The sequence below is a fragment of the Streptomyces sp. NBC_00829 genome (genome assembly GCF_045161795.1).
In the GTDB taxonomy this organism is placed as follows: domain Bacteria; phylum Actinomycetota; class Actinomycetes; order Streptomycetales; family Streptomycetaceae; genus Streptomyces.
The window spans coordinates 2567958-2592654 of sequence record NZ_CP108867.1; the positions used below are offsets into that span (position 1 = coordinate 2567958).

Below are 24697 nucleotides of genomic sequence, written 5' to 3' on the forward strand. Positions count from 1 at the left end.
GCTATTCGGGGGTGGCGTCGAGGGCGTGGGCGACCAGCGCGAGCAGCGACTCGACCACCGTGATCCGGCTGCGCGCGTCCATGATCACCACGGGTACGTGGGGTGGCACCGTCAGGGCCTCCCGTACGTCTTCGGCGTCGAACAGCTCGCTGCCCTCGAAGTGGTTGACGGCCACGATGTACGGCAGGCCGCTGCTCTCGAAGTAGTCGAGCGCCGGGAAGGAGTCCGGCAGCCTGCGGGTGTCGGCCAGCACGACGGCGCCGATCGCGCCACGCGCCAGGTCGTCCCACATGAACCAGAAACGCTGCTGCCCCGGCGTGCCGAAGACATAGAGCACCAGATCGTCGTCGAGTGTGATCCGGCCGAAGTCCATGGCGACGGTCGTGGACAGCTTCTCGGGCGTCGCGGCGAGGTCGTCGGTGTCCTCACTCGCCTGCGTCATCAGCGCCTCGGTCTGAAGCGGTGTTATCTCGGAGACCGATCCGACGAAGGTCGTCTTGCCGACGCCGAACCCGCCCGCGACCACGATCTTGACAGCCGTGGGAGCCCGGGTGTGGTCCAGCTGCCAGGCCTGCGCATCCCCTTCGGGCCGCGGCTGGGCTCTGGCAGGCAGCGTGTCAGAGGCGACGGAGTCCATTCAGCACCCTTTCGAGCAGTGCGCGGTCGGGCTGGCCGGCGCCGTACCCGGTCCCGAACACGCGGATCTTCCCCTGGTCGGCCAGGTCGCTGAGCAGCACCCGTACGACGCCCAGCGGCATCTTCAGCAGCGCCGAGATCTCGGCGACGGTCCGCATACGGCGGCACAGTTCGACAATCGCGCGCAGCTCGGGCATCACCCGCGTGGAGAGGTCGCCGCCCGGCAGCTCCCTGCGCTCGGCCGGCGCTTCGAGCGCGGCCACGAACGTCTCGACGAGCAGCACATGGCCGAAGCGGGTGCGGCCACCGGTGAGCGAGTAGGGACGGACCCGGGCCGGGCGGCGGCCCTCGCCGCGCACGGGGAGCCTGCGGACGGGTTCGGCTGCGGACGTCACTGGGCGCTCTCCATCGATTTGCGCAGCTCGCTGCGGAGTTCGGGGGTGAGGACGTGCCCGGCGCGGCCGACGAAGAGCGCCATGTGGTACGCAACGACGCTCATGTCGCAGTCGGGGGTGGCGTGGACACCGAGCAGCGAGCCGTCGCTGATCGACATCACGAACACGCTGCCCTCCTCCATCGCGACCATCGTCTGCTTCACGCCGCCGCCGTCCATCAGCCTGGCGGCGCCCAGGGTGAGGCTGGCGATGCCGGAGACGATGGTGGCGAGGTCGGCGCTGGAGCCCTTGGGGCCTTCGGGGCGCACGCTGGTGACCTCGGCGGCGTTCCGGGCCGGGTCGGAGGACAGGAGCAGCAGTCCGTCGGAGGAGACGACGGCGACCGAGTGGACCCCTGGCACCTCCTCCACGAGATTGCTCAGCAACCAGTGCAGATTGCGGGCTTCACTGCTCAGGCCGAATGTCCCGGTCGCAGTCAACTGCGTGCCTCCTCGACTGTGTCCCCCGCTTCTTCTGTCGTCGTCCGTGCGGCATCGGCCGCGTACTGCTGTGCGGTTGGCGTGGCCTGCCCCGCGAGCTCCGCCTCGACGTCTCGGCGGCCGTCCCTGGCGCCCTGCTGGAAGCCGCCGAGGCGGCGGCGCAGTGCGTCGGCGTCGACGCTGCCGGTGCGTCCGCCGGAGGCGGCTGCGGGCTTGACGACCTTGGGGGTGCGCTTGGGGAGGCCCTTGTCGGTGACGCGGTCCCAGAGGGGCGGCGGTCCGTCGGTGGCTGCTTCGGTCGCCGGAGCCGGGGCTGCTTCGGTCCCGGGAGCCGGGGCTGCTTCGGCGTCCGCAGGCACTGAGGCCGGGGCCTGTGCCTGTGCCTGGGCGGCCGGTTCCGGTCGCGCTTCCGGTGCCGGTCGCGCTTCCGGTGCCGGGGCGGCGGGAGCCGAGTTGGACGGTTCGGCGTGCGCCTCCGGCTGAGGGTCCGGCAGCCGCATCGCGAACGTCGCCTCGTCGATGGCGTAGCTCTCGGGGTCACCGTCCGCCGTCCGCTCATGGGCGTCGGTCCCGGCCTCGCGGACCGCCTGCTCGGCCGCCAGCACCAGGGGGTCGACCCGGCGCTGGCTGCTGGGCAGCGCGTTGGAGTTGGCCTCGGCGACCGACCCGGGCAGATGCAGCGTCGGCGCGGTACCGGCCACGGTCACCGTGTGCGAGGCAGTGGCGGGCGGAGCCGTCGGCAGCAGCGCCTGCGCAAGGACGACGACCGCCGCGATCCCGCCCTGGTTCTGCTCGCGCAGCTGGACCCGTACGCCGTGGCGCGCCGCGAGGAGCGCGGCCACCCGCAGTCCGAGGCCCTCGCCCTCCCGGCCGGTCCGCGTCGCGTAGGCCCGAGGGTCCGCCAGTCGCGCGTTGAGCTCGGCGATCCGCTCGCCGGTCATCCCGATGCCGCTGTCCTGCACGGAGAGCATCACTTCACCGCTCTCCAGGAGCCAGCCCGACAGCTCGACCTGGGCGTCCGGCGGCGAGAAGGAGGTGGCGTTCTCCAGGAGTTCGGCGACCAGATGGCTGAGGTCGTCGGCGGCGAACCCGGCGACCTGGGCGTGCGGTGGAAGGGACTGGATGACGACCCGCTCGTACCGCTCGATCTCGCTGACGGCCGCGCGCAGCACGTCGACGAGCGGGACCGGACCCGGATGCCCGTGACCGTGCTCCGCGCCCGCGAGCACCAGCAGGTTCTCGCTGTGGCGGCGCATGACGGTCGCCATGTGGTCGAGCTTGAAGAGGGTGGCGAGCCGCTCCGGGTCCTGCTCGCGCTCCTCCAGCTTCTCGATGACGCCGAGCTGCCGATCGACGAGGCCGAGGGTGCGCAGGGAGAGATTGACGAACGTGTGGTGGACGGTGTGCCGCAGCCGCTCCAGCTCCGTGTTCAGCTCGTCGGTGCGCTGCTGGAGTTCGGCGCGGCCCGCGGTCAGTTCGGCGGTGAGCACGTCGCGGGCGCCGGCCAGGTCGCCTCGGTCGCTGTCGAGCCGCTCGGCCCGCTGCCCGAGGTCCCGCACCTTGGCGTGCAGGGCATTGAGGGACCGTACGACCTGGGCGAACTCGTCGTTGCGGCCGGTGAAGCGGACCGGCTCCTCCGCGTCGGGGGCGGCGGCGAGACGGGCGGCACCGATCCGCAGCACGGCGAGCGGGCGGGTGAGCGTGCGAGCGACGGCGGCGGACACGGCGATGGCGAGGATCACCAGACCGCCGAGCAGCGCGATCCGGATCTCCAGCGCGGTGACGTCGTCGTCGCGCAGCTGCGCGAAGCGCTCGGCGCGCTCGGCGGCGAGCGCGGACTCGACACCGCGCATCTGCTCGATACGGGCGGTGAGCGAGGATTCGAGCTTCTCGCGGCTCGTCTTGCGGTCGGCCTTGGAGAGCTCGGGCTGGTCGGTCAGCCGGGCGAGATAGCGCTCGGCCGTCCTGACCTCGGCCCCGGTGACGGTGGCGGCGAGCGAGGTACGGGCGTCCGGCCCCGCGGCCTGGTCGAAGTCGGCGAGCGCGGCGAGTTCGCGGACCCGGGCCTGCTGGGCTGCCGCGCTCAGCGCGCTGCGCGTACGGTCCGTGGCGCCGTCGTCGTCACTCTGTACGGGGAGCCCGGTGATGGGGTCGATGCCCCGGCCACCGTCGTCGGCCGGCAGGGAGAGCGCGGCCAGCAGGAGCCCGCGGGTGGCGGACGCCTGCTCGACGGCGAGGCCGAGCGCGGCGGGCGCACGGGTGCCCGCCGCGGCGCGCGGCGGTGTCTTGTCGGCGAGTTCGTCGGCCAGGGCGTGCAGGCTCACGATGACGGTGGAGTACGCCCGGTGGGCCTCCATCGCCGTTCCCTTGCCGGTGAGCGCGGTCCGGCGGACGGAGGGGACTGCGGACAGGTCACGCAGGAGTTCGGCGTGGCCGTCGCCGACGCCGCCACGGATCTCGTCGATCTGCCGGTCGACGCGGGCGCTGCGGCTCGGGGAGATCTCGCGCCGGTCGTCCTTGTCGCCCTTCTGCTCGTCGCGTCCCGCGGCGATGTACGCGGTGACCTCGTCGCGTTCGTCGGCGAGGGAGTGGGCCAGGGTGGCGGCCTGCCGGTTGAGTCCGGCGAGGGTGACCAGGCGCTGGGACCCGGTCAGTTCGGCGGAGGTGGCGAGGATGCCGGGGGTGCCCGCGGCGACCACCACGACGGTGACGGCGGCGACTCCGGCGACCAGGCGGTTGCGCACGCGCTTGGCGCGGCCACGGGCGGCGGGCTCGGGCGAGGGGTCCTGCACGGGGAACGGGGAGTCGCCGCGAGTTTCCGAGGACCTGCCACCGTTGCCCCGAGGCCGCTTCTTCTGCACCGGTGCTCGCAATCTTGCTCGACTCGTCCACCCATGAAGCAGAGATGACGACCGCTCACACGCGTAAGCCCCACCCCTGGTACGGCTCACGACCATTCCAGCGCCTTTGGGAGGGGGGCGCGCATCGGCCGCTCCGCCACCCGAAGGAGTGAACATCACTCGGGAGTTGGCGAACAACTCGCCGGGGCGACCCGAAGGGCGGCTCGCGAGGCACCGGCTGGATCTTCCGGCCGGGCTTTGGCAGGATGCGCGCCCGCAGCTTCGCCACTCCCCTCCCGCGCCGATCCGGAATCCCTCTGACCTGCTGGTACGAGCCAATTGAGGCGTCATGGGGGCTTCGTGAAGGAGTCATGCAGACTGGGGATCATGCGCATCGAGCTCGCGACCGCCCCCGGCACTCCCGACCGCCCCAACGAGGACTGGGCATCCGTGGCCCTGCCTGCGTCGGGCCAGGGCGGAACGATCGTGGTGCTGGACGGCGTGACCCCACCGGCGGGTGACTACGGTTGTGTGCACGGTGTGCCGTGGTTCACCGCGCGGCTCGGCGGCGCGCTGGTCGAACTGTCCGGTTCACGACGTGATCTGCCCCTGGCGGAGATCCTCTCCGAGGCGATCCGACGCACCGCGGACGCGCACCGCGGCACCTGTGACCTTTCTCACGTACGAACTCCGCAGGCCACAGTGGTCCTGGTGCGCTGGGGCGGCCCGGCCGAGGAGGTCGAGCATCTGGTGCTCTCCGACTCGACGCTGCTGCTCGAATCGCCGGACGGGGAGGTACGGGCGGTGCTGGACGACCGGATCGACCGGCTGCCGCGCGAGCTGATGCGCACGCACGCGACGGCGGACGCGCTGCGCAACGCGGAGGGCGGCTTCTTCACCGCGGCGGCGGACCCGGAGGTGGCTCTGCGTGCCGTGACCGGCACGACGCCCCGGGCCCGGGTCCGCTCGGCCACCGCCCTGACGGACGGTGCGGCGCGCTGGGTCGAGATGTTCGGGGAGGGGAGCTGGGCGGAGTGCGTGGCCCTGCTCCGCAAGGAGGGGGCACAGGGCCTCATCGACCGGGTGCGGGCGGTGGAGGCGGCGCGGCGGGAGGGGGGAGGGGTGATCCGCTGGAAGCTCCACGACGACGCGGCGGCCGTCTTCGCCGAGCTGTGACGTCGCTCCCACCGTGGGCTCCGCCCCGGACTCCCCGGCCCTCGGTCGCCGGGCCGGCTTCATGCGCTCACCCCCGCGCCCGCCGGAGTCGAAGCCCCCGCGTCACCCTTCCGCGCGCGCGTTCAGCTGCTGGAGCAGCCTCGCCAGCTCCGCCACCTCGCCCCGGTCCCAGTCCGCCAGCTTCCTCACGTACCGGTCCCGCCTCGCGTCCCTCACTCGGCGGAAGCGGCCCCGACCTTCTTCGGTGAGCCGGACGAGTGAAGCCCGGCCGTCCGCCGGGTCCGGTTCGCGGGTCACCAGGCCGAGCTCCTCCAGCGCACGCAGCTGGCGGCTCATCGTCGCCTTGCCGACGCCGAAGTAGCCCGCGAGTTCCGTCGCGCGCTGCTGCCCCGCCTCTTCGAGACGCACCAGCAGACCGTAGGCAGCGGGCTCCAACTCGGGATGGACCTCGCGGGCCATTTCTCCGGAGGACGCCCTCGCCCGGCGCAGGAAGACGGCCAACTCCCGTTCCAGGGCAAGGAATTCCTGGTCCACACCACTCCCACCCTTGGGGTCCGCTTCACTCCCCGTACCGCTTTCGTGCACGTCAGCACCCCTCGCGCGCTTTCCCGATCCTGAAAGTTTCTTCCGGCGAATCCCATCGCCGCAGCTCGGCCAGTATTTCGCAGGCATAGACCAACGGCAGCCCCCTCCCTCTCTTCCGCAAGCCCGATCCCCGTGCGTAGTTTCATGAATGGCATGTCCACGCCATCCACCTTCACCAGGATATGTCAGCACATATGCCAGAACCCCCCACCAAGGTCTTCGGAGGCACGCTATGTCCGTGCACAGATCCCGAATGACCGGACGGTCGCGTATAGCGGCAGCCGGCACACTCATCGCAGTCCTGTCCCTTCTCCTCTCCCTCCCCGGCGCGGCCAGCGCCGAGGACGAGCCGCAGCGCGGCTCGGCGTATCTGGGCATGGGCGTCCTCGCCCATGACGGTCAGGGAGGCCTCCCCCGTGAGAACCGAGTCGCTCAGACCGAAGGCGTCGACGTCTCCTCGCACCAGGGCAACGTGAACTGGTCCGCCCTGTGGACCAGTGGTGTGAAGTGGGCGTACGTCAAGGCCACCGAGGGCACCTACTACAAGAACCCCTACTTCACGCAGCAGTACACCGGCTCCTACAACGTCGGCATGATCCGTGGCACGTACCACTTCGCCACCCCCGACACCACGACCGGCACCGCGCAGGCCGACTACTTCGTCGACAACGGCGGAGGCTGGTCCCGCGACGGCAAGACCCTGCCCGGCGCGCTCGACATCGAGTGGAACCCCTACGGCGACGCGTGCTTCGGCAAGACCCCGTCCGCGATGGTCACCTGGATCCGCGACTTCCTCACCCGCTACAAGGCCCGTACGGGCCGCGACGCCGTGATCTACACCGCGACCACCTGGTGGAGCCAGTGCACCGGCAACTACGCCGGCTTCGGCGCCTCCAACCCGCTGTGGATCGCCCGGTACGACACCACCCCGGGCACCCTGCCGGCCGGCTGGGGCGTCCACACCCTGTGGCAGTACACCTCGTCCGGACCGACTGTCGGCGACCACGACCGGTTCAACGGCGCGCTCGACCGCGTCGTGGCCCTCGCCAACGGCTAGGGTCTTTCGTTTGGTTCAGGACACACGCCCCCGGCAGGATCCCAAAGACCGGCCCTGCCTCCTCTCCCCCACCAAACCGCCCCGCCCGCTGGTCACGACCAGTGCGCGGGGCGGATGAGCTCGGGCGGCAGCCTGGTCGCCGAGTCGCCCTTCGCCGCATTGAGCTGCGGCTGCGTGAGGAAGATGCAGCCCGTCAGATCCGCGCCCGAGAGATTCGTGTCCCTCAGGTCGGCCCCGATGAGGTCCGCCAGCCGCAGGTCGGCGCCGCCGAGGTCCGCGGCGATGAGGTACGCACCGCGCAGATCCGCGCCCCGGAGGTCGGCACCCCGCAGCCGCGCCCCGATCAGATCGGCGCCCCTGCGGTTCCTGCGGTCCTTCCCGCCCCGCCGCGCCTCGGCCCGCACCAGCTCGCTCGTACGGAGCAGCAGCGCATTGACGTCCCTCCGGTGCGCGGCCACATCCAGCTTCTCCAGCTCGTCGGGCGCCAGGCCGGTGAGACGCTCGGTCCTCTCCAGCAGTCCCCGGACCTCGCTGTGCAGCGAGCGGGCCGGGCGCAGCTTCAGCGCCTCGGTCAGATACCAGAGCAGTTCGTGGAGCTGCCGTACGACGGGGAAGACCGCGAACATCTGCTGAGCGGTGTCCGGGGCCCGGCGCCAGTCCGTGCCGCCGAACGTGGTCTGTGAGACGTGCTGGCCGGCGCCGAAGCAGTCGTAGACCGTACAGCCGGGAAAGCCGCTGTCCCGGAGCCCGGTGTGGATCCCGCAGCGGAAGTCGGTGCGCAGATTGCGGCACGGCTTCCCGGCGTCCTTGTTGATCGCGAAGTCCGCCGACGCCGCGAACGGCAGGGCGACACAGCACAGCCCGAAGCAGCTGGCACAGTCGGCCTTCAGCGCGCGGTCCACGTCCGGTCGGTGCTCGTCCGTTCGGTGCTCGTCCGTTCGGTGCTCGGTGCCCATCGGTCCATTGTGACCGAACGTGAGGGACCCCCGGCGCGCGAGGCCCCGGGGGTCCGTCTCTCATCGGGGCGTCAGCCGCACAGACCAGCGGGGCGTTCACGGGTGACCAGGTCGGTCCAGCCCGTGGTGCCGTCGATCCAGATCACCTGCCGACCGCTGACCGCGGCCGGGGAGAGCTGCTCGCCGCGGTTGCAGGAGACCCGCTCCTGGCGCGAGCCGTCCGTGGTCAGCTGCCACAGCTTCGGCAGCGACTCGTTGCGCAGCGCGGTGTCGGGCAGCGCGCTGTTCACGGTGACCGCGGTGTCGGAGGCCGTGAGGTCGAGGGGCATCAGCGCGTTCGCGCCGGCTTCGGCGCTGATGTCGAACGTGCCCTTGCCGTCCAGGCCGGAGCGGCGGACCGCCATCTGTCCCTGGTCCTTCAGGTCCTCGTCCACCAGCCAGAAGGCGTGCGTGGCGTTGATCCCGGTCTGGCCGAGGACCTGCGGGTCACCGAGCTGCTGGGCGAGCGCGGCCTTGCCGGTCTTCAGGTCGAAGATCTCGACACCCAGCTTGTAGTCCTCGGGGGTCGGATACAGCTTGGCGTAGGCCAGCTTGCCGTTCTTGATCGCCGGGAGGGCGGTCAGGATGTCGAAGCCGCCGCCGTCCACGAAGGCGGGCTTGGTGTCACCCGGGCGCAGATAGGCGACGTGCCGGTCGCCGAAGACGCCGAAGCTGTCGAAGACGACGACGCCGTTCTCCACGCGCAGTCCGCCGATGTCGGTGAACGAGGTGTAGAGCTTCTTGACCGGTCCGCCCGCCAGGGGACGGGAGAGGATGTCGACGCTGGTCGTGCCGTACGCCGCCCAGACGACCGTCTTGCCGTCGGTCGCCGGATAGACGTGGTAGCGGCCGTCGTTGGGGCTGATCACCTTCGGGGCGCCCTTGCCGTCCGTGCGCCCGGCATAGACGGAGTACGCCTCGGTGCCCTCGTCGTTGGACTGCGAGGCCGTCCACCAGCCGCCGCCCGCCTGGGCGCCGGTGCCGGTGGTGTTGACCTTGCCGAACAGCTGGTCGGAGTCGACGCCGAGAGCGTCCTCCCAGCCCGGGACGACGCCATGGGCGTTGAAGGAGCGTTTCACCACGCCCAGTTCCCTGGCGTTGACGCCGAGGTCCTTGGCGGCGGCGAGCACCGCGTTACGGCCGTCGGTGAAGCCGTCGAGGGGCGTCATGTACTCGGCGAGCGCCTTGTACACGATCTTGTCGGCGAGCTCCGCGCCCACGTCCTGGCGCATGTCCCACAGCGCGCCGGAGAAGATGGTGGAGTTGAGGTGCACCCCGCCGTTGTCGGTGCCGTAGGAGACGCCGAGGAAGTTCTTCGAGGTGGTTGCGCCGTCGTTCAGGTTGCGCAGGGCGCAGGCCCGCGGCTTCGCCGTACGGCACAGGTCCTCGCCGATCAGACCGGAGTCCGGGTCGTCCATGGAGACGCCGGACGCGGCGGTGTCGATCGCGTTGCCGAAGTAGTCGGCGAGCGCCTCGTTCATCGCGCCGGACTGGCCCGCGTAGACGAGGTTGGCGGTGTTCTCGACGACGCCGTGCGTCATCTCGTGGCCCACCACGTCGAGATCGGCGGAGAGCGGCTTGTACTCGTCGTCGCCGTTGCCGTAGACCATCTTCTGGCCGTCCCAGAAGGCGTTGACGTACGGGAAGCCGAACTCCGTGACGCCGACCAGGGAATTGATGGTCATGCCGCGGCCGTCGAGGCTGTCGCGGCCGTGATTCTGCTTGTAGTAGTCGTAGACCCTTCCGGCCGCCCAGTGCGCGTCGACGGCTCCGGAGTCGGTGGCCTCCTTGCCGAAGTCCTTCTCCGGGTGGCTGAATTCCTTCAGCCCGTTCGGCCAGACTCCGGAGACCTCACCGACGTCACGGCCGCGTGCGTCCCAGGTCGTGAGGGTGTTCTTGGTGGAGTTCGCCATCCGTGTGGAGTCGATCATCAGGTACTTGCCGGCGGCGGTGTCCTGCGCTATTTCGAGATCGACCTTGGCGCTGTCGAGCTTGACGCCGGTGCCCCGCGCGGCTGCCGCCGGGTCGTCCTGGGCCGCCCGGGCGCCGGCCTTCACGGCCTTCGCCGCGGCGGACGCTGCGGACGCGGCGGTCTCCTTGGCCTTCAGCGTCTTGATTCCGCTGAACTGCAGCACCGGGTAGCCCGCGTGGGCGTCGATGTAGACCTGCTGGAGGACCGGTTCCCCGGTGGAGGGGTTGGTGCCGCGTACGGTCACCTGGTGGGCGAGGATGCCCTCGCCGCGCGGGATCACCACGAGTCCGCCGGCGGTGCCGGTGAGGGAGGATGCCCTCGCGGACGTGGCTCCCCTGCCGCGTATCGCGTCCGCCTTGCTGAGCGTCCTGCCGCCCAGGCGTGCGGCGGTGGCCGCGACCGCGCGGCGCACCGCGGTGTCCTTGCCGACGCTCGCGCCGGTGCCTGTCTTCAGGCCGGTGAAGTACTTGCCGGAGGTGCCGGTGACGACGCGCTTGCCGCCCTTGGACTCCATGCGTACGACGTACTGGCCGCCGAACACCGGGATGCCGTGGTGCTTCTGCTGAAACCTCACGGTCTCTTTCGCGCCCTGTTCGACGGTAGCCAGCGGCGTGAGATCACGCCGCGCGTCGGCGATCTTGTAGCGGCTCTTCTTGGCGGCGAGATGGCCGCGGGCCGCGTCCGCCGGGCTCGCCTTGGCGTCCGCCGACTCCCTGATGCCGTCGACGAGCGACGGGGTGGCCGTCCTGGCCCCCGGGAGTACGTCGGCGGGCGGCGCGGTGGCCGGCGGGGTGACCGCCTGGGCCGGTACCGCGGTCAGCAGCAGCCCTGCGGCGCCGAGCAGCGCCGCGAGACCGGTCCCCCTGGAAATACCCGATCTCTGTGTGCTTGTCCTGGCCTTGCGCACAGTTCGTACCCCTCCCACGTGCTGGTCAAGCCGTAAAGGTGGTCATGGCCATGCAACCCGCGGGACGCCAACCGATCAATGCGGTCTGCATGTTGACAAGTGGACATGCACACTTGTGTGGCCCGTGAAGACAGAGTGAGAATCCGATGCATGAGCGAGGGGGAACTGCACACCCTCGGCCTGGGGGAGGCCGAGGAACGCACCTACGAGGCACTGCTCAAGGAACGGGCCACCGGGGCCGAGGAGTTGGCGCGCCTGCTCGATCTTCCGCGGGAGCGGCTGGACCGGGCGCTCGGCCATCTGGTCGAGCACGGACTCGCCCTGCCGTCGGACGGGGACGCGCTGCCGCATCCGGCCGCGCCGGCCTCCGCGATCCGTACGCTCATCCACCGCCGTCAGGCCGAACTGCATCTGCGCTCGGCCGAGCTGGAGCGATTACGGATGACCGCGGACCAGCTGGCCGGCCGGCTGATGTCCGGGTCCTCCAGGGCGCCCGAGTCCGGCATCGAGGTGGTGAGGGGGCCGCGGGCGATCGGCGAACGGGCGGAGTATCTGCTGGCGTCGGCGGAGCGGGAGGTGGCGATCCTGGACCGCCCGCCGTATGTGAAGGGGCCGCGCGGGGACGCGGCGACGCACACTCCGGGGCTGGACATCGAGGCGCTCCTGGACCGCGGTGTGGAGGTGCGCTCCGTCCTGGACCGGGACGGGCTTTCCCGCCCCGGCCGGATGCGCTCGGTGACCGGTCTCGTCGAACAGGGGCTCAGGGCCCGGGTCGCGACGGCCGTACCGACCAAACTGATCGCCGTGGACCGGCGGATCACCCTGCTGCCGCCGAGCGACGCGGGCGACCCGAGAGCCACCGCGCTGGTGATCGGCGACGCGCTGCTGAGGAACGCGATTCTGCCGCTGTTCGAGACGGTCTGGGAGCGGGCCACTCCGCTCGGCGGCTCGGGAGGTGCGGAAACAGTGCCGCAGAGGGCACAGAAGGAACTTCTCGGCCTGCTGGCGGCGGGCCTCAAGGACGAGGCGATCGCCCGCCGTCTGGGCGTCCATGTGCACACGGCGCGCAGACGGATCAGCAGCCTGCTGGAGACGCTGGGAGCGGAGACCCGCTTCCAGGCGGGGGCGCAGGCGACTTTGCGGGGCTGGCTGGACTGACAGTGGCGACCAGGCAGGATGGCCGAATGACGTGGCACAGCCGTAGGAGCACGAGGAGCGGGCAGGACGCCCGCGTGACGGTCACGGACCACCGGCCCGGCCGCTCGGGCGGGCGCCCACGCGGCGCGGACCGCCCACCGTGCTCCACGCGTACGGGCACAGGCACAGGCACGGGCACGGATGCGGGCACGGATGCCGGCACGGATGCGCCGCGCACGCGCACGCGCACCGATTCGGGCTCCCGCGCCGGACGCGCGACACGGCGCACGGCGCTCGCCGTTGCCGTGCTCGCCGTCGTGCTGAGCGGCTGCGGCGGGCCGAGTTCGTCAGCCGCGGCGCCCGTCGCCGCCGGCCCACCCTCCGCCCAGGCCCAGGCGCCGGCACCGCGGTCCTCCGCGACGCCCTTCGCCGGGGTCTCCTCCGTCGGCGTGCTGATCGACGCGGACGGCGATCGCTTCTGCACCGCGAGCGTCGTGGACAGCCCCAAGGGCAATGTCATCGCCACCGCCGCGCACTGCCTCCAGGACCCGGGCGGCGACCCTGCCTACAAGCCGGGTGAGCTGGAGTTCGCGCCCGGCTTCACCGGCAAGGGCAAGGGGACCTATCCGTACGGGCGCTTCAAGGTCCGCGCCCTCCGCCTCGACCGGCGCTGGACGGACGACGCGGATGACGCGGACGCCGCCGACTACGCGTTTCTGACGCTCGATCCGGACGCGAAGGGCCGTCCGGTGCAGAAGGTCGTCGGCGCCGCCACGCCCGACTGGTCGTCCAAGCCCGAGCGCCGGGTCACCGTTGTCGGCTACCCCAACCCCGAGCACAACCCGGGCAACAGTCCCATCGCCTGCACCACCGAAACCCGCGAGGACGAGGACCTGCCGATGACCCTCGTCATGGAGTGCGCGGGCTTCTGGGAGGGCACCAGCGGCAGCCCCTGGCTCGCCGACTACCGGGACGCGAAGCACCAAGGGCGGCTCATCGCCGTGCTGAGCGGCGGGGACACGGACAGCGAGTCGACCGCCGCGCTCTTCGACGGGCGCGCGCGTGCGCTGTACGAGAAGGCCGCGGGCGGCTGAGTCGCCTCCGCCGGGACCCGGGCGAAGGCGAAGGGCGAACGGCCCGGCCTGCACGCCCCAAAAGCCCGGCCGGCACAGGCCGCGCGGCGGCGCGCGCGTACGGCGAAGGGCCCGGCGCACCGTGCGATGGCGTGCCGCCGGGCTCTTTCCCCGCCGCGTCAGGCAGCGACCTCCACCGGCACATCCGCCGACGAGAGCGCGATCTCCAGCACCTGGAGGACGTCCGTCACCGGGTGCACCTCCAGCTTGTCGAGGATCTCGGCCGGGACGTCGTCCAGGTCCGCCTCGTTACGCTTGGGGATCACGACCGTCGTGATGCCCGCCCGGTGCGCGGCCAGTAGTTTCTGCTTCAGACCGCCGATGGGCAGCACCCGCCCGGTCAGGGACACCTCACCCGTCATCGCCACATCGGTACGAACCTGGCGTCCGGAGAGCAGCGACGCGAGCGCCGTCGTCATCGTGATGCCCGCACTCGGGCCGTCCTTGGGGACCGCGCCCGCCGGGAAGTGGACGTGCACGCCCCGGTCCTTGAGATCGGCCACCGGCAGCTCCAGTTCCGCGCCGTGCGAGCGCAGGAAGCTCAGCGCGATCTGGGCGGACTCCTTCATCACGTCGCCGAGCTGTCCGGTGAGGGTCAGCCCCGCGGCGCCCGTCTCCGGGTCGGCGAGCGACGCCTCTACGAACAGGACGTCTCCGCCCGCGCCGGTGACCGCGAGGCCGGTGGCCACACCGGGCACGGCCGTACGGCGCTCGGCCGGGTCCTGCGCGGACTCGGGCACGTGGTGCGGCCGTCCGATCAGGGCGCGCAGCTGCTCGGCACCGATGGTGAACGGCAGCTCCTGGTCGCCCAGTTCGTGCTGGGCGGCGACCTTGCGCAGCAGCCGGGCCACCGAGCGCTCCAGGTTCCGCACGCCCGCCTCGCGGGTGTACTCGCCCGCGAGCCTGCGCAGCGCCGAGTCCTCCAGGACGACCTCGCCGGGTTCGAGACCCGCACGCTCCAGCTGACGCGGAAGGAGGTGGTCCCGGGCGATGACGACCTTCTCGTCCTCGGTGTAGCCGTCCAGCCTGACCAGTTCCATCCGGTCGAGCAGGGCCTCGGGAATCGCTTCCAGGACGTTCGCCGTGGCCAGGAACACCACGTCGGACAGGTCCAGTTCGACTTCCAGGTAGTGGTCGCGGAACGTGTGGTTCTGCGCCGGGTCCAGGACCTCCAGCAGGGCAGCCGCGGGGTCGCCGCGGAAGTCGGAGCCGACCTTGTCGATCTCGTCGAGCAGGACGACCGGGTTCATCGAACCGGCCTCCTTGACGGCCCGGACGATCCGGCCGGGTAGCGCGCCGACATAGGTGCGCCGGTGGCCCCGGATCTCCGCCTCGTCCCGGACGCCGCCGAGGGCGACCCGGACGAACGTGCGGCCCATGGCGTGCGCGACGGACTCGCCGAGCGAGGTCTTGCCCACGCCGGGCGGGCCGACGAGCGCGAGAACCGCGCCCCCGCGCCGCCCGCCGACCACGCCCAGCCCCCGGTCGGCGCGGCGCTTGCGTACCGCCAGGTATTCGGTGATCCGTTCCTTCACGTCCTGCAGGCCCGCGTGCTCGGCGTCAAGGATCACCTTGGCGCCCTGGATGTCGTACGCGTCCTGCGTGCGCTCGTTCCACGGCAGTTCGAGGACGGTGTCGAGCCAGGTGCGGATCCAGGAGCCCTCGGGACTCTGGTCACTGGAGCGTTCGAGCTTCTCGACCTCCTTGAGCGCGGCCTCGCGCACCTTCTCGGGGAGGTCGGCGGCTTCCACGCGGGCGCGGTAGTCGTCGGACTCGTCCGCGGGGTCGGCCGCCCCGCCGTTGAGTTCGCGCAGTTCCTTGCGTACGGCTTCGAGCTGGCGGCGCAGCAGGAATTCGCGCTGCTGTTTGTCGACGCCCTCCTGGACGTCCTTGGCGATGGACTCGGCGACGTCCTGCTCGGCGAGGTGCTCGCGCAGTTGCTCGGTGGCGAGCTTGAGGCGGGCCACCGGGTCGGCGGTCTCCAGCAGGTCGATCTTCTGTGCGGTGGACAGGAAGGGGGAGTAGCCGGAGTTGTCGGCGAGCTGGGAGACGTCGTCGATCTGCTGGACGCGGTCCACGACCTGCCAGGCACCGCGCTTTTTCAGCCAGTCGGTGGCGAGTGCCTTGTACTCGGTGACGAGCTCGGTGACCGAGCCGGGCAGGGGGTCGGGCACGATCTCCTCGATACGGGTGCCCTCGATCCAGACCGCGGCGCCCGGGCCCGTGGTCCCCGCGCCGATCCTCACCCTGCCCCGGCCGCGGATGAGCGCGCCGGGGTCGCCGTCGGAGAGCCGGCCGACCTGCTCGACGGTTCCGAGCACACCGGTCGCGGCGTACGTCCCGTCGACGCGCGGAACAAGCAGCACCGTCGGCTTGCTGGTGCCACTGGACCGCGCGGCGGCCTGTGCGGCCTCCACCGCGGCCCGTACGTCGGTGTCGGACAGGTCGAGCGGCACCACCATTCCGGGCAGCACGACCTCGTCATCGAGCGGCAGCACGGGCAAGGTGAGCGGTGCGGACATCGAAGCCATGATCTCCCCTTTGGCAGTCAAGTTGAGCTGTATGGACTCAATGCACTGGGGGGCGGAGTTGTTCCCCGCGATCCGTTCGCTCTGAGCGATCACCACCCCCGCCCGGCGCGCCCGGCGCTCTACGGCTCGCCGGGCCGGCAGCCGCAAGGGCCGCTCGCCGGAATCATCCGCGGAAAGGCGGCCCGATCGCCCATACTGCGAGCGATGAGCCCATGCCCGGAAGCGGGAGGTGCGCGACGGATGAGGCGAGACCGGTTCGGGGCGGCGGGGGTGCTGCTGGCGGCGCTCCTGGCGGCGGGATGCACGCCCGGCACGAGCGGCGAGGAGGACGACGGTTCACGGGCCCCGCGGCCCACCATCGCGTCACCGTCCCCCTCCGCCCCGCCCTCGACCTCCCAGGCCCCCGGGGGAACTGCCTCCCCCACGGCCTCCGCCCCGACCCCGGCGACCCCCGCGCGGACCCTGGTCGAGATGACCGTCACCGGAGGCATCGCGGGCGTACGGAACCGGCTGGTCGTCCGCGACGACGGCACGTACACCACATCGTCGAAGGCCGGACCCGGTGGCGCGGGGCGGATGACGCCCGCGGAGCTGACGAAGCTGCGCGGCGCCCTGGAGAAGGCGGATTTCGCGCGTCTGCCGAGCGAGAGCCACGGGAGTCCGGTCGCGGACGGCTTCACCTACCGGATCACCTACGCCGGCCACACCGTCACCACGGACGACACCGCACGGGTGCCCGCCCTGCGCGAGGTGTTCGCGGCACTGCCCGAGCGGTGACGGCGTCGAGCAGCGACGGGCGCGGGGCCGGGTGGGACGGGGCTGGGGCGGGGCCGGGTGGGACGGGGTGCCGGGGCGGTGATGCCGCCGGACCCGTTCGATGAGCCGGGTCCTGTTGGCGCCCGGGCCGTATCCGCCCGTTCAGCCCTTCGGACAGGCGCCGGCGGCGGAACTCATCGGCGGTGGAGCACGAATCCGCCTCGCCGGGCACCCCAGCGGCGGACCAGCGGCCAGCAGGCGATTCCGGCCAGCAGGGCGAGCGGATGGCCCCAGTTGGTGAGCGGGTCCGTCATGTCCAGCAGGTCCTGGACCAGCAACAGCGAGACGAAGCCGAGCAGCGTCCCGCGCGGGACCGGGCCGAGCAGCCCGGCCAGCGCGCCGATGCTCGCCATCAGGCCGAAGCTGATCCCGTAGTCGAGGCGGTGCAGGGAGCTGACCGGCAGATCCCCGGTGACCACCCAGACCGCGACGGGAATCTCGGTCGCCAGGGTCGCCGCGACATGCCCGGCCAGAAACACCCCGGCCGTGCGCCAGCCGCCGATACGGCGCTCCAGCGCGGTGAGGGTGAAGAAGAAGGCGACGGCGTACGGCGATGCCAGGCCGCCCGCGATCCACATCGCGCTGGCGCCGAGAACGAGTAGCGGGGTATCGGCCAAATGGGCGACATCGGTACTGGATCCGCGGAGAAGGGTGGAGACCGTGGCGGGGTCGCCGTACTCCGCGAAGAGCGAGGTGACCACCAGCACGAGGACGTAGCCGAAGGTGAACGGTGTGCCGGTCGGCGTGGGAAGCAGCTGGAGCGCGTGGCGCCAGGCCGGCCGCCGCAGTTGGGGCAGGGGTCTCGCGGCAGGCAGGGGCGTCGCCGCGGCCCGGGGAGCGAGCACGGGCGTCGCCGCCCGCGTCGGAACGGTCCGCTGGGCAGGAATGCCGCCCAACAGCTCCCGGCCCGTGGCCGGATCCCGCGTCGTCAGCTGGTCCACGCGTGAGGCCCCTCTCGTTCCAAGCCCCCGAACAATCACCACCCAACGCGATCACCATGACCCCCGTCTATGACGTGCGCCACACAGAGCAACCTTCACAGGTTCGCGTGCGTCGTGGGCACGTCAGCCCCAGGGGCACCGCCCGCCCCAGGAGCAGACCCATCCGCCTCCGGACCGGCTCAATCCATTTGTCCCGCTCGCCCGACCCCGACACGATGGCCACCGACACGCTTCCGACCCGTGGCCCGGAGGTCATCGCCATGCCGCCTCACGCCGACGCCCCCGTCACCCTCGACCGCCGCGAGGGGCCCCACGGAGAGGTCGTCCTGCGACGGCGCGGCGAGCACCACGAGATCATCGCGAACGGGTGCTTCCTGATGGACACCTCCAACGGCCGCTCCGAGCGGCTGCTCGTCGACGCCGCGTACGACGCGCTCGGCGCGCACGAGGACGGACCCGCCCTCCTCATCGGCGGACTCGGTGTCGGCTTCTCCCTCGCCCACGCCGCCGCGAACCCCCACTGGAGCCGTATCGCGGTCGTCGAGCGCGAGCAGGCGATCATCGGCTGGCACCTCGCGGGCCCCCTCGCACGCATCTCCGAAGACGCGCTCGCCGACCCCCGCAGCGTGATCCTTCACACGGACCTCGTCGCCCATCTCCGCACGACCACGGACCGCTACGACGCCCTTTGTCTGGACATCGACAACGGCCCCGACTGGACCGTCACGCAGGACAACGAGAACCTCTACTCGCCGGACGGACTCGCCCTCTGCCAGGGCCGGTTGAGGCCCGGCGGAGTGCTCGCCGTCTGGTCTGCCCAGCCTTCCCCGGCATTTGAGGACGCATTGCGGATTGCCGGATTCAGCGGGGTAAGAACCGAAGAGATCCAGGTTGCCCGAGGAGTGCCCGACGTGGTCCACCTCGCCGTTCGCCCTGCGTAGCCCCGATGCCGTCAAAGCCCTTACGCTGCTGACCTACATACGGGATCTACATCGGCATACAGCTCGCGAGAACGCGTACAGGGGCGGGACCATGGAGCAGACACACACCACGCACAACGGCGTTGCGGCCACGCCCGGCGCCCAGCGCCGGGTGCTGGTCGTCGAGGACGACTCGACGATCGTCGATGCCATCGCCGCCCGGCTGAGAGCGGAGGGCTTCCTGGTCCAGACGGCCGGAGACGGCCCGGCCGCTGTCGACGCGGCCGAGGCCTGGCAGCCCGATCTGATGGTCCTCGATGTGATGCTGCCGGGCTTCGACGGCCTGGAGGTCTGCCGCCGCGTCCAGGCGACCCGCCCGGTCCCGGTACTGATGCTCACGGCGCGTGACGACGAGACGGACATGCTGGTCGGCCTCGGTGTCGGCGCCGACGACTACATGACCAAGCCGTTCTCGATGCGCGAGCTCGCGGCCCGGGTGCACGTGCTGCTGCGCCGTGTGGAGCGTGCGGCGCTCGCCGCGGTCACTCCGCGCAGCGGGATCCTGCGCCTGGGCGAGCTGGAGGTCGACCACGCCCAGCGCCGGGTGCGGGTGCGCGGCGACGACGTGCATCTGACGCCGACCGAGTTCGACCTGCTGGTCTGCCTGGCGAACACCCCCCGCGCCGTCCTCTCCCGCGAGCAGCTGCTCGCGGAGGTGTGGGACTGGGCGGACGCCTCGGGCACCCGTACCGTCGACAGCCACATCAAGGCCCTGCGCCGGAAGATCGGCGCCGAGCGCATCCGTACGGTCCACGGCGTCGGCTACGCCCTGGAGACGCCGGCTCTATGAGTCAGCGGCCCTGGTTCCGGCTTCCCGGCCGAGCCGCCCGCCGGGACCGGCAGGCGGGCCGCGGCGACACGATGAGCCCGCAGGCAGCCCGTGGCGGTCTGCGGAGCCTGCTGCGCTCGATCTCGATCTCGATCTCGATCAAGACGAAGCTGGGCTCGCTCGTCGTCGTCTCGGTCTTCATCACCACCGGCCTGCTCCTGGTCGCCGTGCGCACCCAGACCGAGCTCCGCTTCATCACCGTCTTCTCGGTGATCGCCACCCTGCTCATCACGCAGTTCGTGGCGCACGGCCTGACCGCGCCGCTCGACGAGATGAACACCGTCGCCAAGGGCATATCGCACGGCGACTACACCCGCCGGGTGCGCGGTGCCGACCGCCGTGACGAGCTCGGCGACCTGGCCTCCACCATCAACCGCATGGCGGACGACCTGGAGGCGGTGGACCAGAACCGCAAGGAGCTGGTGGCCAACGTCTCGCACGAGCTGCGCACCCCGATCGCCGCCCTGCGCGCCGTGCTGGAGAACGTCGTGGACGGCGTCTCCGCCGCCGACCCGGAGACGATGCGCACGGCGCTGAAGCAGACGGAGCGACTGGGGCGCCTGGTCGAGACGCTGCTCGACCTGTCCCGGCTCGACAACGGCGTCGTACCGCTGCGGTCGCGCCGCTTCGAGGTGTGGCCGTACCTCTCCGGGGTGCTGAAGGAGGCGAATCTGGCCGCGGCCCAGCGCGGGCTGACCTCCGGGTCCGGTCATCACACCCGGACCGACGTCCATCTGCACCTGGATGTGTCGCCGCCCGAGCTGACCGCCCACGCGGACGCGGAGCGGCTGCACCAGGTGGTCGCCAATCTCATCGACAACGCGGTCAAGCACTCGCCGCCGCACGGGCGCGTGACCGTGCGGGCGCGGCGCGGCCCGCAGCCGGAGTCCCTCGACCTGGAGGTGGTCGACGAGGGCCCGGGCATCCCGGAGCAGGAGCGCCACAAGGTCTTCGAGCGCTTCAACCGGGGCAATGTCACCTCCCCGCACGGCAAGGGCAGCGACGGCGGTACGGGCCTCGGCCTGGCGATCGCGCGCTGGGCCGTCGATCTGCACGGTGGCCGCATCGGAGTGGCCGAATCGTCCCGCGGCTGCCGCATCCTCGTGACCCTTCCGGGGACCCCCGCGGCGCGCGGTTGACGTAGGGTTCGAACCGGAAGCGCGCGTTCTGTGTGTACCCGGGTGAGGCGCGGCCGGATTGTGGCCAGGAAGCCGTCGAGGGTGCGAGCGAGGGAGCCGCAGCCGCGGTGACGCGTACCCGCGGTAAAGCGGAACCACGCTTGTTTCCCGCCATTCCCTGCTCCGAAACTCGCCTTCCAGTGTGACTTGCGCGACGATGGCCCGCCCCGCCTGCACCTCCCGGCCAGGGAGGCGTAGCCTTTATTTCCGCTGTCCATCACCTTGTGAAGCGGAAGAGGGCGGTTGCCGCCGTGTCGTCTCAGTCCCCCAGTAACTCGAGCATCTCGACCGACCAAGGCGGGCAGGGTAAGAACCCTGCCGCCGCGTTCGGGCCCAATGAGTGGCTCGTCGACGAGATCTACCAGCAGTACCTCCAGGACCCCAATTCGGTCGACCGTGCCTGGTGGGACTTCTTCGCCGACTACAAGCCGGGCGCTGCCGCGACCGGCACGGCGGACAAGCCCGAGGGTGCCGCAGCCGCGGGGGCTGCGGTAGCCACGCCCGCCGCGCCGCAGGCGGCTCCGGCCGCCCAGCCGGCCGCCGCGCCACAGGCCGCCCCCGCCGCACCGCCGGCCGCTGCCCCGTCGAAGCCGGCTCCGGCCGCCCAGCCCGCGGCCGCCGCACAGCCGGCCGCGGTCAAGGCCGCGCCCGCGAAGGCGCAGCCCGCCACCGAGGCCGCCGGCGGTCCCGAGTTCGTCACGCTGCGCGGCCCGGCCGCCGCGGTCGTGAAGAACATGAACGCCTCGCTGGAGCTGCCCACGGCCACGTCCGTGCGCGCGGTCCCGGTGAAGCTGCTCTTCGACAACCGCATCGTGATCAACAACCACCTCAAGCGCGCCCGGGGCGGGAAGGTCTCCTTCACCCACCTCATCGGGTACGCGATGGTGCAGGCGATCAAGGCGATGCCGTCGATGAACTGGTCCTTCGCGGAGAAGGACGGCAAGCCGACGCTGGTGAAGCCGGAGCACGTCAACTTCGGTCTGGCCATCGACCTCGTGAAGCCGAACGGCGACCGCCAGCTGGTCGTCGCGGGCATCAAGAAGGCCGAGACCCTGAACTTCTTCGAGTTCTGGCAGGCCTACGAGGACATCGTCCGCCGCGCCCGCAACAACAAGCTGACGATGGACGACTTCACCGGCGTCACCGTCTCGCTGACCAACCCCGGCGGCCTCGGCACCGTGCACTCCGTGCCGCGTCTGATGCCCGGACAGTCGGTCATCATGGGCGTCGGCTCCATGGACTACCCCGCCGAGTTCCAGGGCACCTCCCAGGACACCCTGAACAAGCTGGGCATCTCCAAGGTGATGACCCTCACCAGCACGTACGACCACCGGGTCATCCAGGGCGCAGCCTCCGGCGAGTTCCTGCGGATCGTCGCCAACCTCCTCCTCGGCGAGGACGGTTTCTACGACGACATCTTCGAGGCGCTGCGCATCCCCTACGAGCCGGTGCGCTGGCTCAAGGACATCGACGCCTCGCACGACGACGACGTCACCAAGGCGGCGCGCGTCTTCGAGCTGATCCACTCCTACCGGGTCCGCGGCCATGTCATGGCCGACACCGACCCGCTGGAGTACCGCCAGCGCAAGCACCCCGACCTGGACATCACCGAGCACGGGCTCACCCTCTGGGACCTGGAGCGCGAGTTCGCGGTCGGCGGCTTCGCGGGCAAGTCCCTGATGAAGCTGCGCGACGTGCTCGGCGTGCTGCGTGAGTCGTACTGCCGCACCACCGGCGTCGAGTTCATGCACATCCAGGACCCGAAGCAGCGCAAGTGGCTCCAGGACCGCATCGAGCGCCCGCGCGCCAAGCCGGAGCGCGAGGAGCAGCTGCGGATCCTGCGCAGGCTGAACGCCGCGGAGGCCTTCGAGACCTTCCTGCAGACCAAGTACGTCGGTCAGAAGCGGTTCTCGCTGGAGGGCGGCGAGTCCGTCATTCCGCTGCTCGACGCGGTCATCGACTCGGCCGCCGAGTCCCGCCTCGACGAGGTCGTCATCGGCATGGCCCACCGCGGCCGGCTCAACGTCCTCGCGAACATCGTGGGCAAGTCGTACGCGCAGATCTTCCGGGAGTTCGAGGGCAACCTCGACCCGAAGTCGATGCACGGCTCCGGCGACGTGAAGTACCACCTGGGCGCCGAGGGCACCTTCACCGGACTGGACGGCGAGCAGATCAAGGTCTCGCTGGTCGCCAACCCCTCGCACCTGGAGGCGGTCGACCCGGTCCTGGAAGGTGTCGCCCGCGCCAAGCAGGACATCATCAACAAGGGCGGCACGGACTTCACCGTCCTGCCGGTCGCCCTGCACGGTGACGCGGCCTTCGCCGGCCAGGGCGTCGTGGCCGAGACGCTCAACATGTCGCAGCTGCGCGGCTACCGCACCGGCGGCACGGTCCACATCGTCATCAACAACCAGGTCGGTTTCACCGCCGCCCCGGAGTCCTCGCGTTCGTCGATGTACGCGACCGACGTGGCCCGCATGATCGAGGCGCCGATCTTCCATGTGAACGGCGACGACCCGGAGGCCGTGGTCCGTGTGGCGCGGCTCGCCTTCGAGTTCCGCCAGGCGTTCAACAAGGACGTCGTGATCGACCTCATCTGCTACCGCCGCCGCGGTCACAACGAGGGCGACAACCCGCAGTTCACCAACCCGCAGATGTACAACCTGATCGACAAGAAGCGCTCGGTGCGCAAGCTCTACACCGAGTCGCTCATCGGTCGCGGCGACATCACGCTGGAAGAGGCGGAGCAGGCGCTCCAGGACTTCCAGGGTCAGCTGGAGAAGGTCTTCGCGGAGGTCCGCGAGGCCACCTCGCAGCCCGCACCGACCCACGTCCCCGACGCCCAGGCCGAGTTCCCGGTCTCCGTCACGACCGCGGTCTCGCAGGAGGTCGTCAAGCGGATCGCCGAGTCCCAGGTCAACATCCCGGACAACGTCACGGTCCACCCGCGTCTGCTGCCGCAGCTGCAGCGCCGCGCGGCCTCCGTGGAGGACGGGACGATCGACTGGGGCATGGGCGAGACGCTCGCCATCGGCTCGCTGCTGATGGAGGGCACCCCGGTCCGGCTCTCCGGCCAGGACACCCGCCGCGGCACCTTCGGCCAGCGCCATGCGGTGCTGGTGGACCAGGAGACGGGCGAGGACTACACCCCGCTGCTCTACCTCTCCGAGGACCAGGCCCGCTACAACGTCTACGACTCGCTGCTCAGCGAGTACGCGGCGATGGGCTTCGAGTACGGCTACTCCCTGGCCCGGTCCGAGGCGCTGGTCATGTGGGAGGCGCAGTTCGGTGACTTCGTCAACGGCGCGCAGACCGTCGTCGACGAGTTCATCTCCTCGGCGGAGCAGAAGTGGGGCCAGACCTCCGGCGTCACGCTGCTGCTGCCGCACGGCTACGAGGGCCAGGGCCCGGACCACTCGTCCGCGCGTCCCGAGCGCTTCCTCCAGATGTGCGCGCAGAACAACATGACGGTCGCGATGCCGACCCTGCCGTCGAACTACTTCCACCTGCTGCGCTGGCAGGTCCACAACCCGCACCACAAGCCGCTGATCGTCTTCACGCCGAAGTCGATGCTGCGTCTGAAGGCCGCGGCGTCGAAGGCGGAGGAGTTCATCAACGGCGGCTTCCGCCCGGTGATCGGGGACGCCACGGCCGACCCGAACGCCGTCCGCAAGGTCGTCTTCTGCACGGGCAAGGTCTACTACGACCTGGAGGCCGAGCGTCTCAAGCGAGGCTCGACGGACACCGCGATCATCCGGCTGGAGCGTCTGTACCCGCTGCCGGGCAAGGAGCTCCAGGAGGAGATCGCGAAGTACCCGAACGCCGAGAAGTACCTCTGGGCCCAGGAGGAGCCGGCGAACCAGGGTGCGTGGCCGTTCATCGCGCTGAACCTGATCGACCACCTCGACCTGGCCGTCGGCGCGGACATCCCGCACGGCGAGCGTCTGCGCCGCATCTCGCGGCCGCACGGCTCGTCCCCGGCGGTCGGCTCGGCCAAGCGTCACCAGGCGGAGCAGCAGCAGCTGGTCAACGAGGTCTTCGAGGCCTGACCGACTCGTACGCACGTACGGCATGAGGGGCCCGGTTCCGAGTTCGCACTCGGGGCCGGGC

At 71.0% G+C, this 24697-nt stretch carries 18 protein-coding genes; 9 read left to right on the plus strand and 9 right to left on the minus strand.

Translation table 11 applies throughout. The features are described from left to right. Position 1: 1 nt before the first annotated feature. Genes OG293_RS10610 through OG293_RS10625 form a run of 4 tightly spaced genes read right to left on the minus strand, consistent with a single transcriptional unit; the run spans position 2 to position 4371 of the window. The gene (locus OG293_RS10610; RefSeq protein WP_405998531.1) at positions 2–637 is read right to left on the minus strand and encodes a GTP-binding protein; all 636 of its coding nucleotides are present in this window, start codon (positions 635–637) and stop codon (positions 2–4) included. Continuing rightward, on the minus strand, positions 618–1031 hold the full coding sequence (locus tag OG293_RS10615; protein WP_405998532.1) for a DUF742 domain-containing protein: 414 nt from the start codon (positions 1029–1031) through the stop codon (positions 618–620). Before OG293_RS10615 ends, OG293_RS10610 begins: the two co-directional genes overlap by 20 nt. Beyond that, positions 1028–1510: a roadblock/LC7 domain-containing protein gene (locus OG293_RS10620; RefSeq protein ID WP_405998533.1), complete on the minus strand. Its 483-nt coding sequence runs from the start codon at positions 1508–1510 to the stop codon at positions 1028–1030. The genes OG293_RS10615 and OG293_RS10620 overlap by 4 nt, the downstream gene beginning before the upstream one ends. Then, positions 1507–4371, minus strand: coding sequence for a nitrate- and nitrite sensing domain-containing protein (locus tag OG293_RS10625; RefSeq protein WP_405998534.1), 2865 nt, complete (start codon positions 4369–4371; stop codon positions 1507–1509). Before OG293_RS10625 ends, OG293_RS10620 begins: the two co-directional genes overlap by 4 nt. Before the next feature lie 366 nt (positions 4372–4737). Between OG293_RS10625 and OG293_RS10630 the strand changes: the two genes are divergently transcribed. Then, positions 4738–5526, plus strand: coding sequence for a hypothetical protein (locus OG293_RS10630; protein WP_405998535.1), 789 nt, complete (start codon positions 4738–4740; stop codon positions 5524–5526). A 102-nt stretch (positions 5527–5628) separates the two neighbouring features. Here the strand turns inward: OG293_RS10630 and OG293_RS10635 are convergent, their stop codons facing one another. Beyond that, a complete protein-coding gene (locus OG293_RS10635) occupies positions 5629–6111 on the minus strand; it encodes a MarR family winged helix-turn-helix transcriptional regulator (protein WP_405998536.1) in 483 nt (160 codons plus the stop codon). A gap of 232 nt (positions 6112–6343) precedes the next feature. On the opposite strand from OG293_RS10635, the gene OG293_RS10640 reads away from it, so the two are divergent. Beyond that, the gene (locus tag OG293_RS10640; RefSeq protein WP_405998537.1) at positions 6344–7168 is read left to right on the plus strand and encodes a lysozyme; all 825 of its coding nucleotides are present in this window, start codon (positions 6344–6346) and stop codon (positions 7166–7168) included. A 92-nt stretch (positions 7169–7260) separates the two neighbouring features. Here the strand turns inward: OG293_RS10640 and OG293_RS10645 are convergent, their stop codons facing one another. Beyond that, on the minus strand, positions 7261–8124 hold the full coding sequence (locus OG293_RS10645; protein WP_405998538.1) for a pentapeptide repeat-containing protein: 864 nt from the start codon (positions 8122–8124) through the stop codon (positions 7261–7263). A 71-nt stretch (positions 8125–8195) separates the two neighbouring features. Next, a complete protein-coding gene (locus tag OG293_RS10650) occupies positions 8196–11042 on the minus strand; it encodes a M4 family metallopeptidase (RefSeq protein ID WP_405998539.1) in 2847 nt (948 codons plus the stop codon). Between the two features lie 150 nt (positions 11043–11192). On the opposite strand from OG293_RS10650, the gene OG293_RS10655 reads away from it, so the two are divergent. After that, positions 11193–12200 carry a helix-turn-helix domain-containing protein gene (locus OG293_RS10655; RefSeq protein ID WP_405998540.1) on the plus strand — a complete coding sequence of 336 codons (1008 nt, stop codon included), beginning with the start codon at positions 11193–11195 and terminating at the stop codon, positions 12198–12200. A 74-nt stretch (positions 12201–12274) separates the two neighbouring features. After that, the gene (locus OG293_RS10660; protein ID WP_405998541.1) at positions 12275–13273 is read left to right on the plus strand and encodes a trypsin-like serine peptidase; all 999 of its coding nucleotides are present in this window, start codon (positions 12275–12277) and stop codon (positions 13271–13273) included. Between the two features lie 158 nt (positions 13274–13431). Here the strand turns inward: OG293_RS10660 and lon are convergent, their stop codons facing one another. Continuing rightward, positions 13432–15843, minus strand: coding sequence for an endopeptidase La (gene lon, locus OG293_RS10665; RefSeq protein WP_405998542.1), 2412 nt, complete (start codon positions 15841–15843; stop codon positions 13432–13434). 240 nt (positions 15844–16083) lie between these two features. Between lon and OG293_RS10670 the strand changes: the two genes are divergently transcribed. Next, entirely contained in the window at positions 16084–16620 is a 537-nt protein-coding gene (locus OG293_RS10670; RefSeq protein ID WP_405998543.1) for a hypothetical protein, read from the plus strand. Positions 16621–16793: 173 nt separating this feature from the next. Here OG293_RS10670 and OG293_RS10675 read toward each other — a convergent pair whose 3' ends face one another. Further along, positions 16794–17600: a rhomboid-like protein gene (locus tag OG293_RS10675; protein WP_405998544.1), complete on the minus strand. Its 807-nt coding sequence runs from the start codon at positions 17598–17600 to the stop codon at positions 16794–16796. Between the two features lie 260 nt (positions 17601–17860). On the opposite strand from OG293_RS10675, the gene OG293_RS10680 reads away from it, so the two are divergent. The 4 genes from OG293_RS10680 to OG293_RS10695 all read left to right on the plus strand — a co-directional run bounded on the left by OG293_RS10680 (position 17861) and on the right by OG293_RS10695 (position 24636). After that, a complete protein-coding gene (locus OG293_RS10680) occupies positions 17861–18541 on the plus strand; it encodes a spermidine synthase (RefSeq protein ID WP_406003557.1) in 681 nt (226 codons plus the stop codon). A 91-nt stretch (positions 18542–18632) separates the two neighbouring features. Beyond that, on the plus strand, positions 18633–19370 hold the full coding sequence (locus OG293_RS10685; RefSeq protein WP_405998545.1) for a response regulator transcription factor: 738 nt from the start codon (positions 18633–18635) through the stop codon (positions 19368–19370). Between the two features lie 71 nt (positions 19371–19441). Then, positions 19442–20548, plus strand: coding sequence for an ATP-binding protein (locus OG293_RS10690; RefSeq protein ID WP_406003558.1), 1107 nt, complete (start codon positions 19442–19444; stop codon positions 20546–20548). A 290-nt stretch (positions 20549–20838) separates the two neighbouring features. Next, positions 20839–24636, plus strand: coding sequence for a multifunctional oxoglutarate decarboxylase/oxoglutarate dehydrogenase thiamine pyrophosphate-binding subunit/dihydrolipoyllysine-residue succinyltransferase subunit (locus OG293_RS10695; protein WP_405998546.1), 3798 nt, complete (start codon positions 20839–20841; stop codon positions 24634–24636). Positions 24637–24697: the final 61 nt, after the last annotated feature.

Bases quoted from the DNA above. Each gene is read 5' to 3' on its own strand.
- OG293_RS10680 (WP_406003557.1), top strand. From the start codon at position 17,861: ATGCCGCCTCACGCCGACGCCCCCGTCACCCTCGACCGCCGCGAGGGG.
- OG293_RS10640 (WP_405998537.1), top strand. From the start codon at position 6,344: ATGTCCGTGCACAGATCCCGAATGACCGGACGGTCGCGTATAGCGGCA.
- OG293_RS10630 (WP_405998535.1), top strand. From the start codon at position 4,738: ATGCGCATCGAGCTCGCGACCGCCCCCGGCACTCCCGACCGCCCCAAC.
- OG293_RS10685 (WP_405998545.1), top strand. From the start codon at position 18,633: ATGGAGCAGACACACACCACGCACAACGGCGTTGCGGCCACGCCCGGC.
- OG293_RS10690 (WP_406003558.1), top strand. From the start codon at position 19,442: ATGAGCCCGCAGGCAGCCCGTGGCGGTCTGCGGAGCCTGCTGCGCTCG.
- OG293_RS10655 (WP_405998540.1), top strand. From the start codon at position 11,193: ATGAGCGAGGGGGAACTGCACACCCTCGGCCTGGGGGAGGCCGAGGAA.
- OG293_RS10670 (WP_405998543.1), top strand. From the start codon at position 16,084: ATGAGGCGAGACCGGTTCGGGGCGGCGGGGGTGCTGCTGGCGGCGCTC.
- lon (WP_405998542.1), bottom strand. From the start codon at position 15,843: ATGGCTTCGATGTCCGCACCGCTCACCTTGCCCGTGCTGCCGCTCGAT.
- OG293_RS10610 (WP_405998531.1), bottom strand. From the start codon at position 637: ATGGACTCCGTCGCCTCTGACACGCTGCCTGCCAGAGCCCAGCCGCGG.
- OG293_RS10645 (WP_405998538.1), bottom strand. From the start codon at position 8,124: ATGGGCACCGAGCACCGAACGGACGAGCACCGAACGGACGAGCACCGA.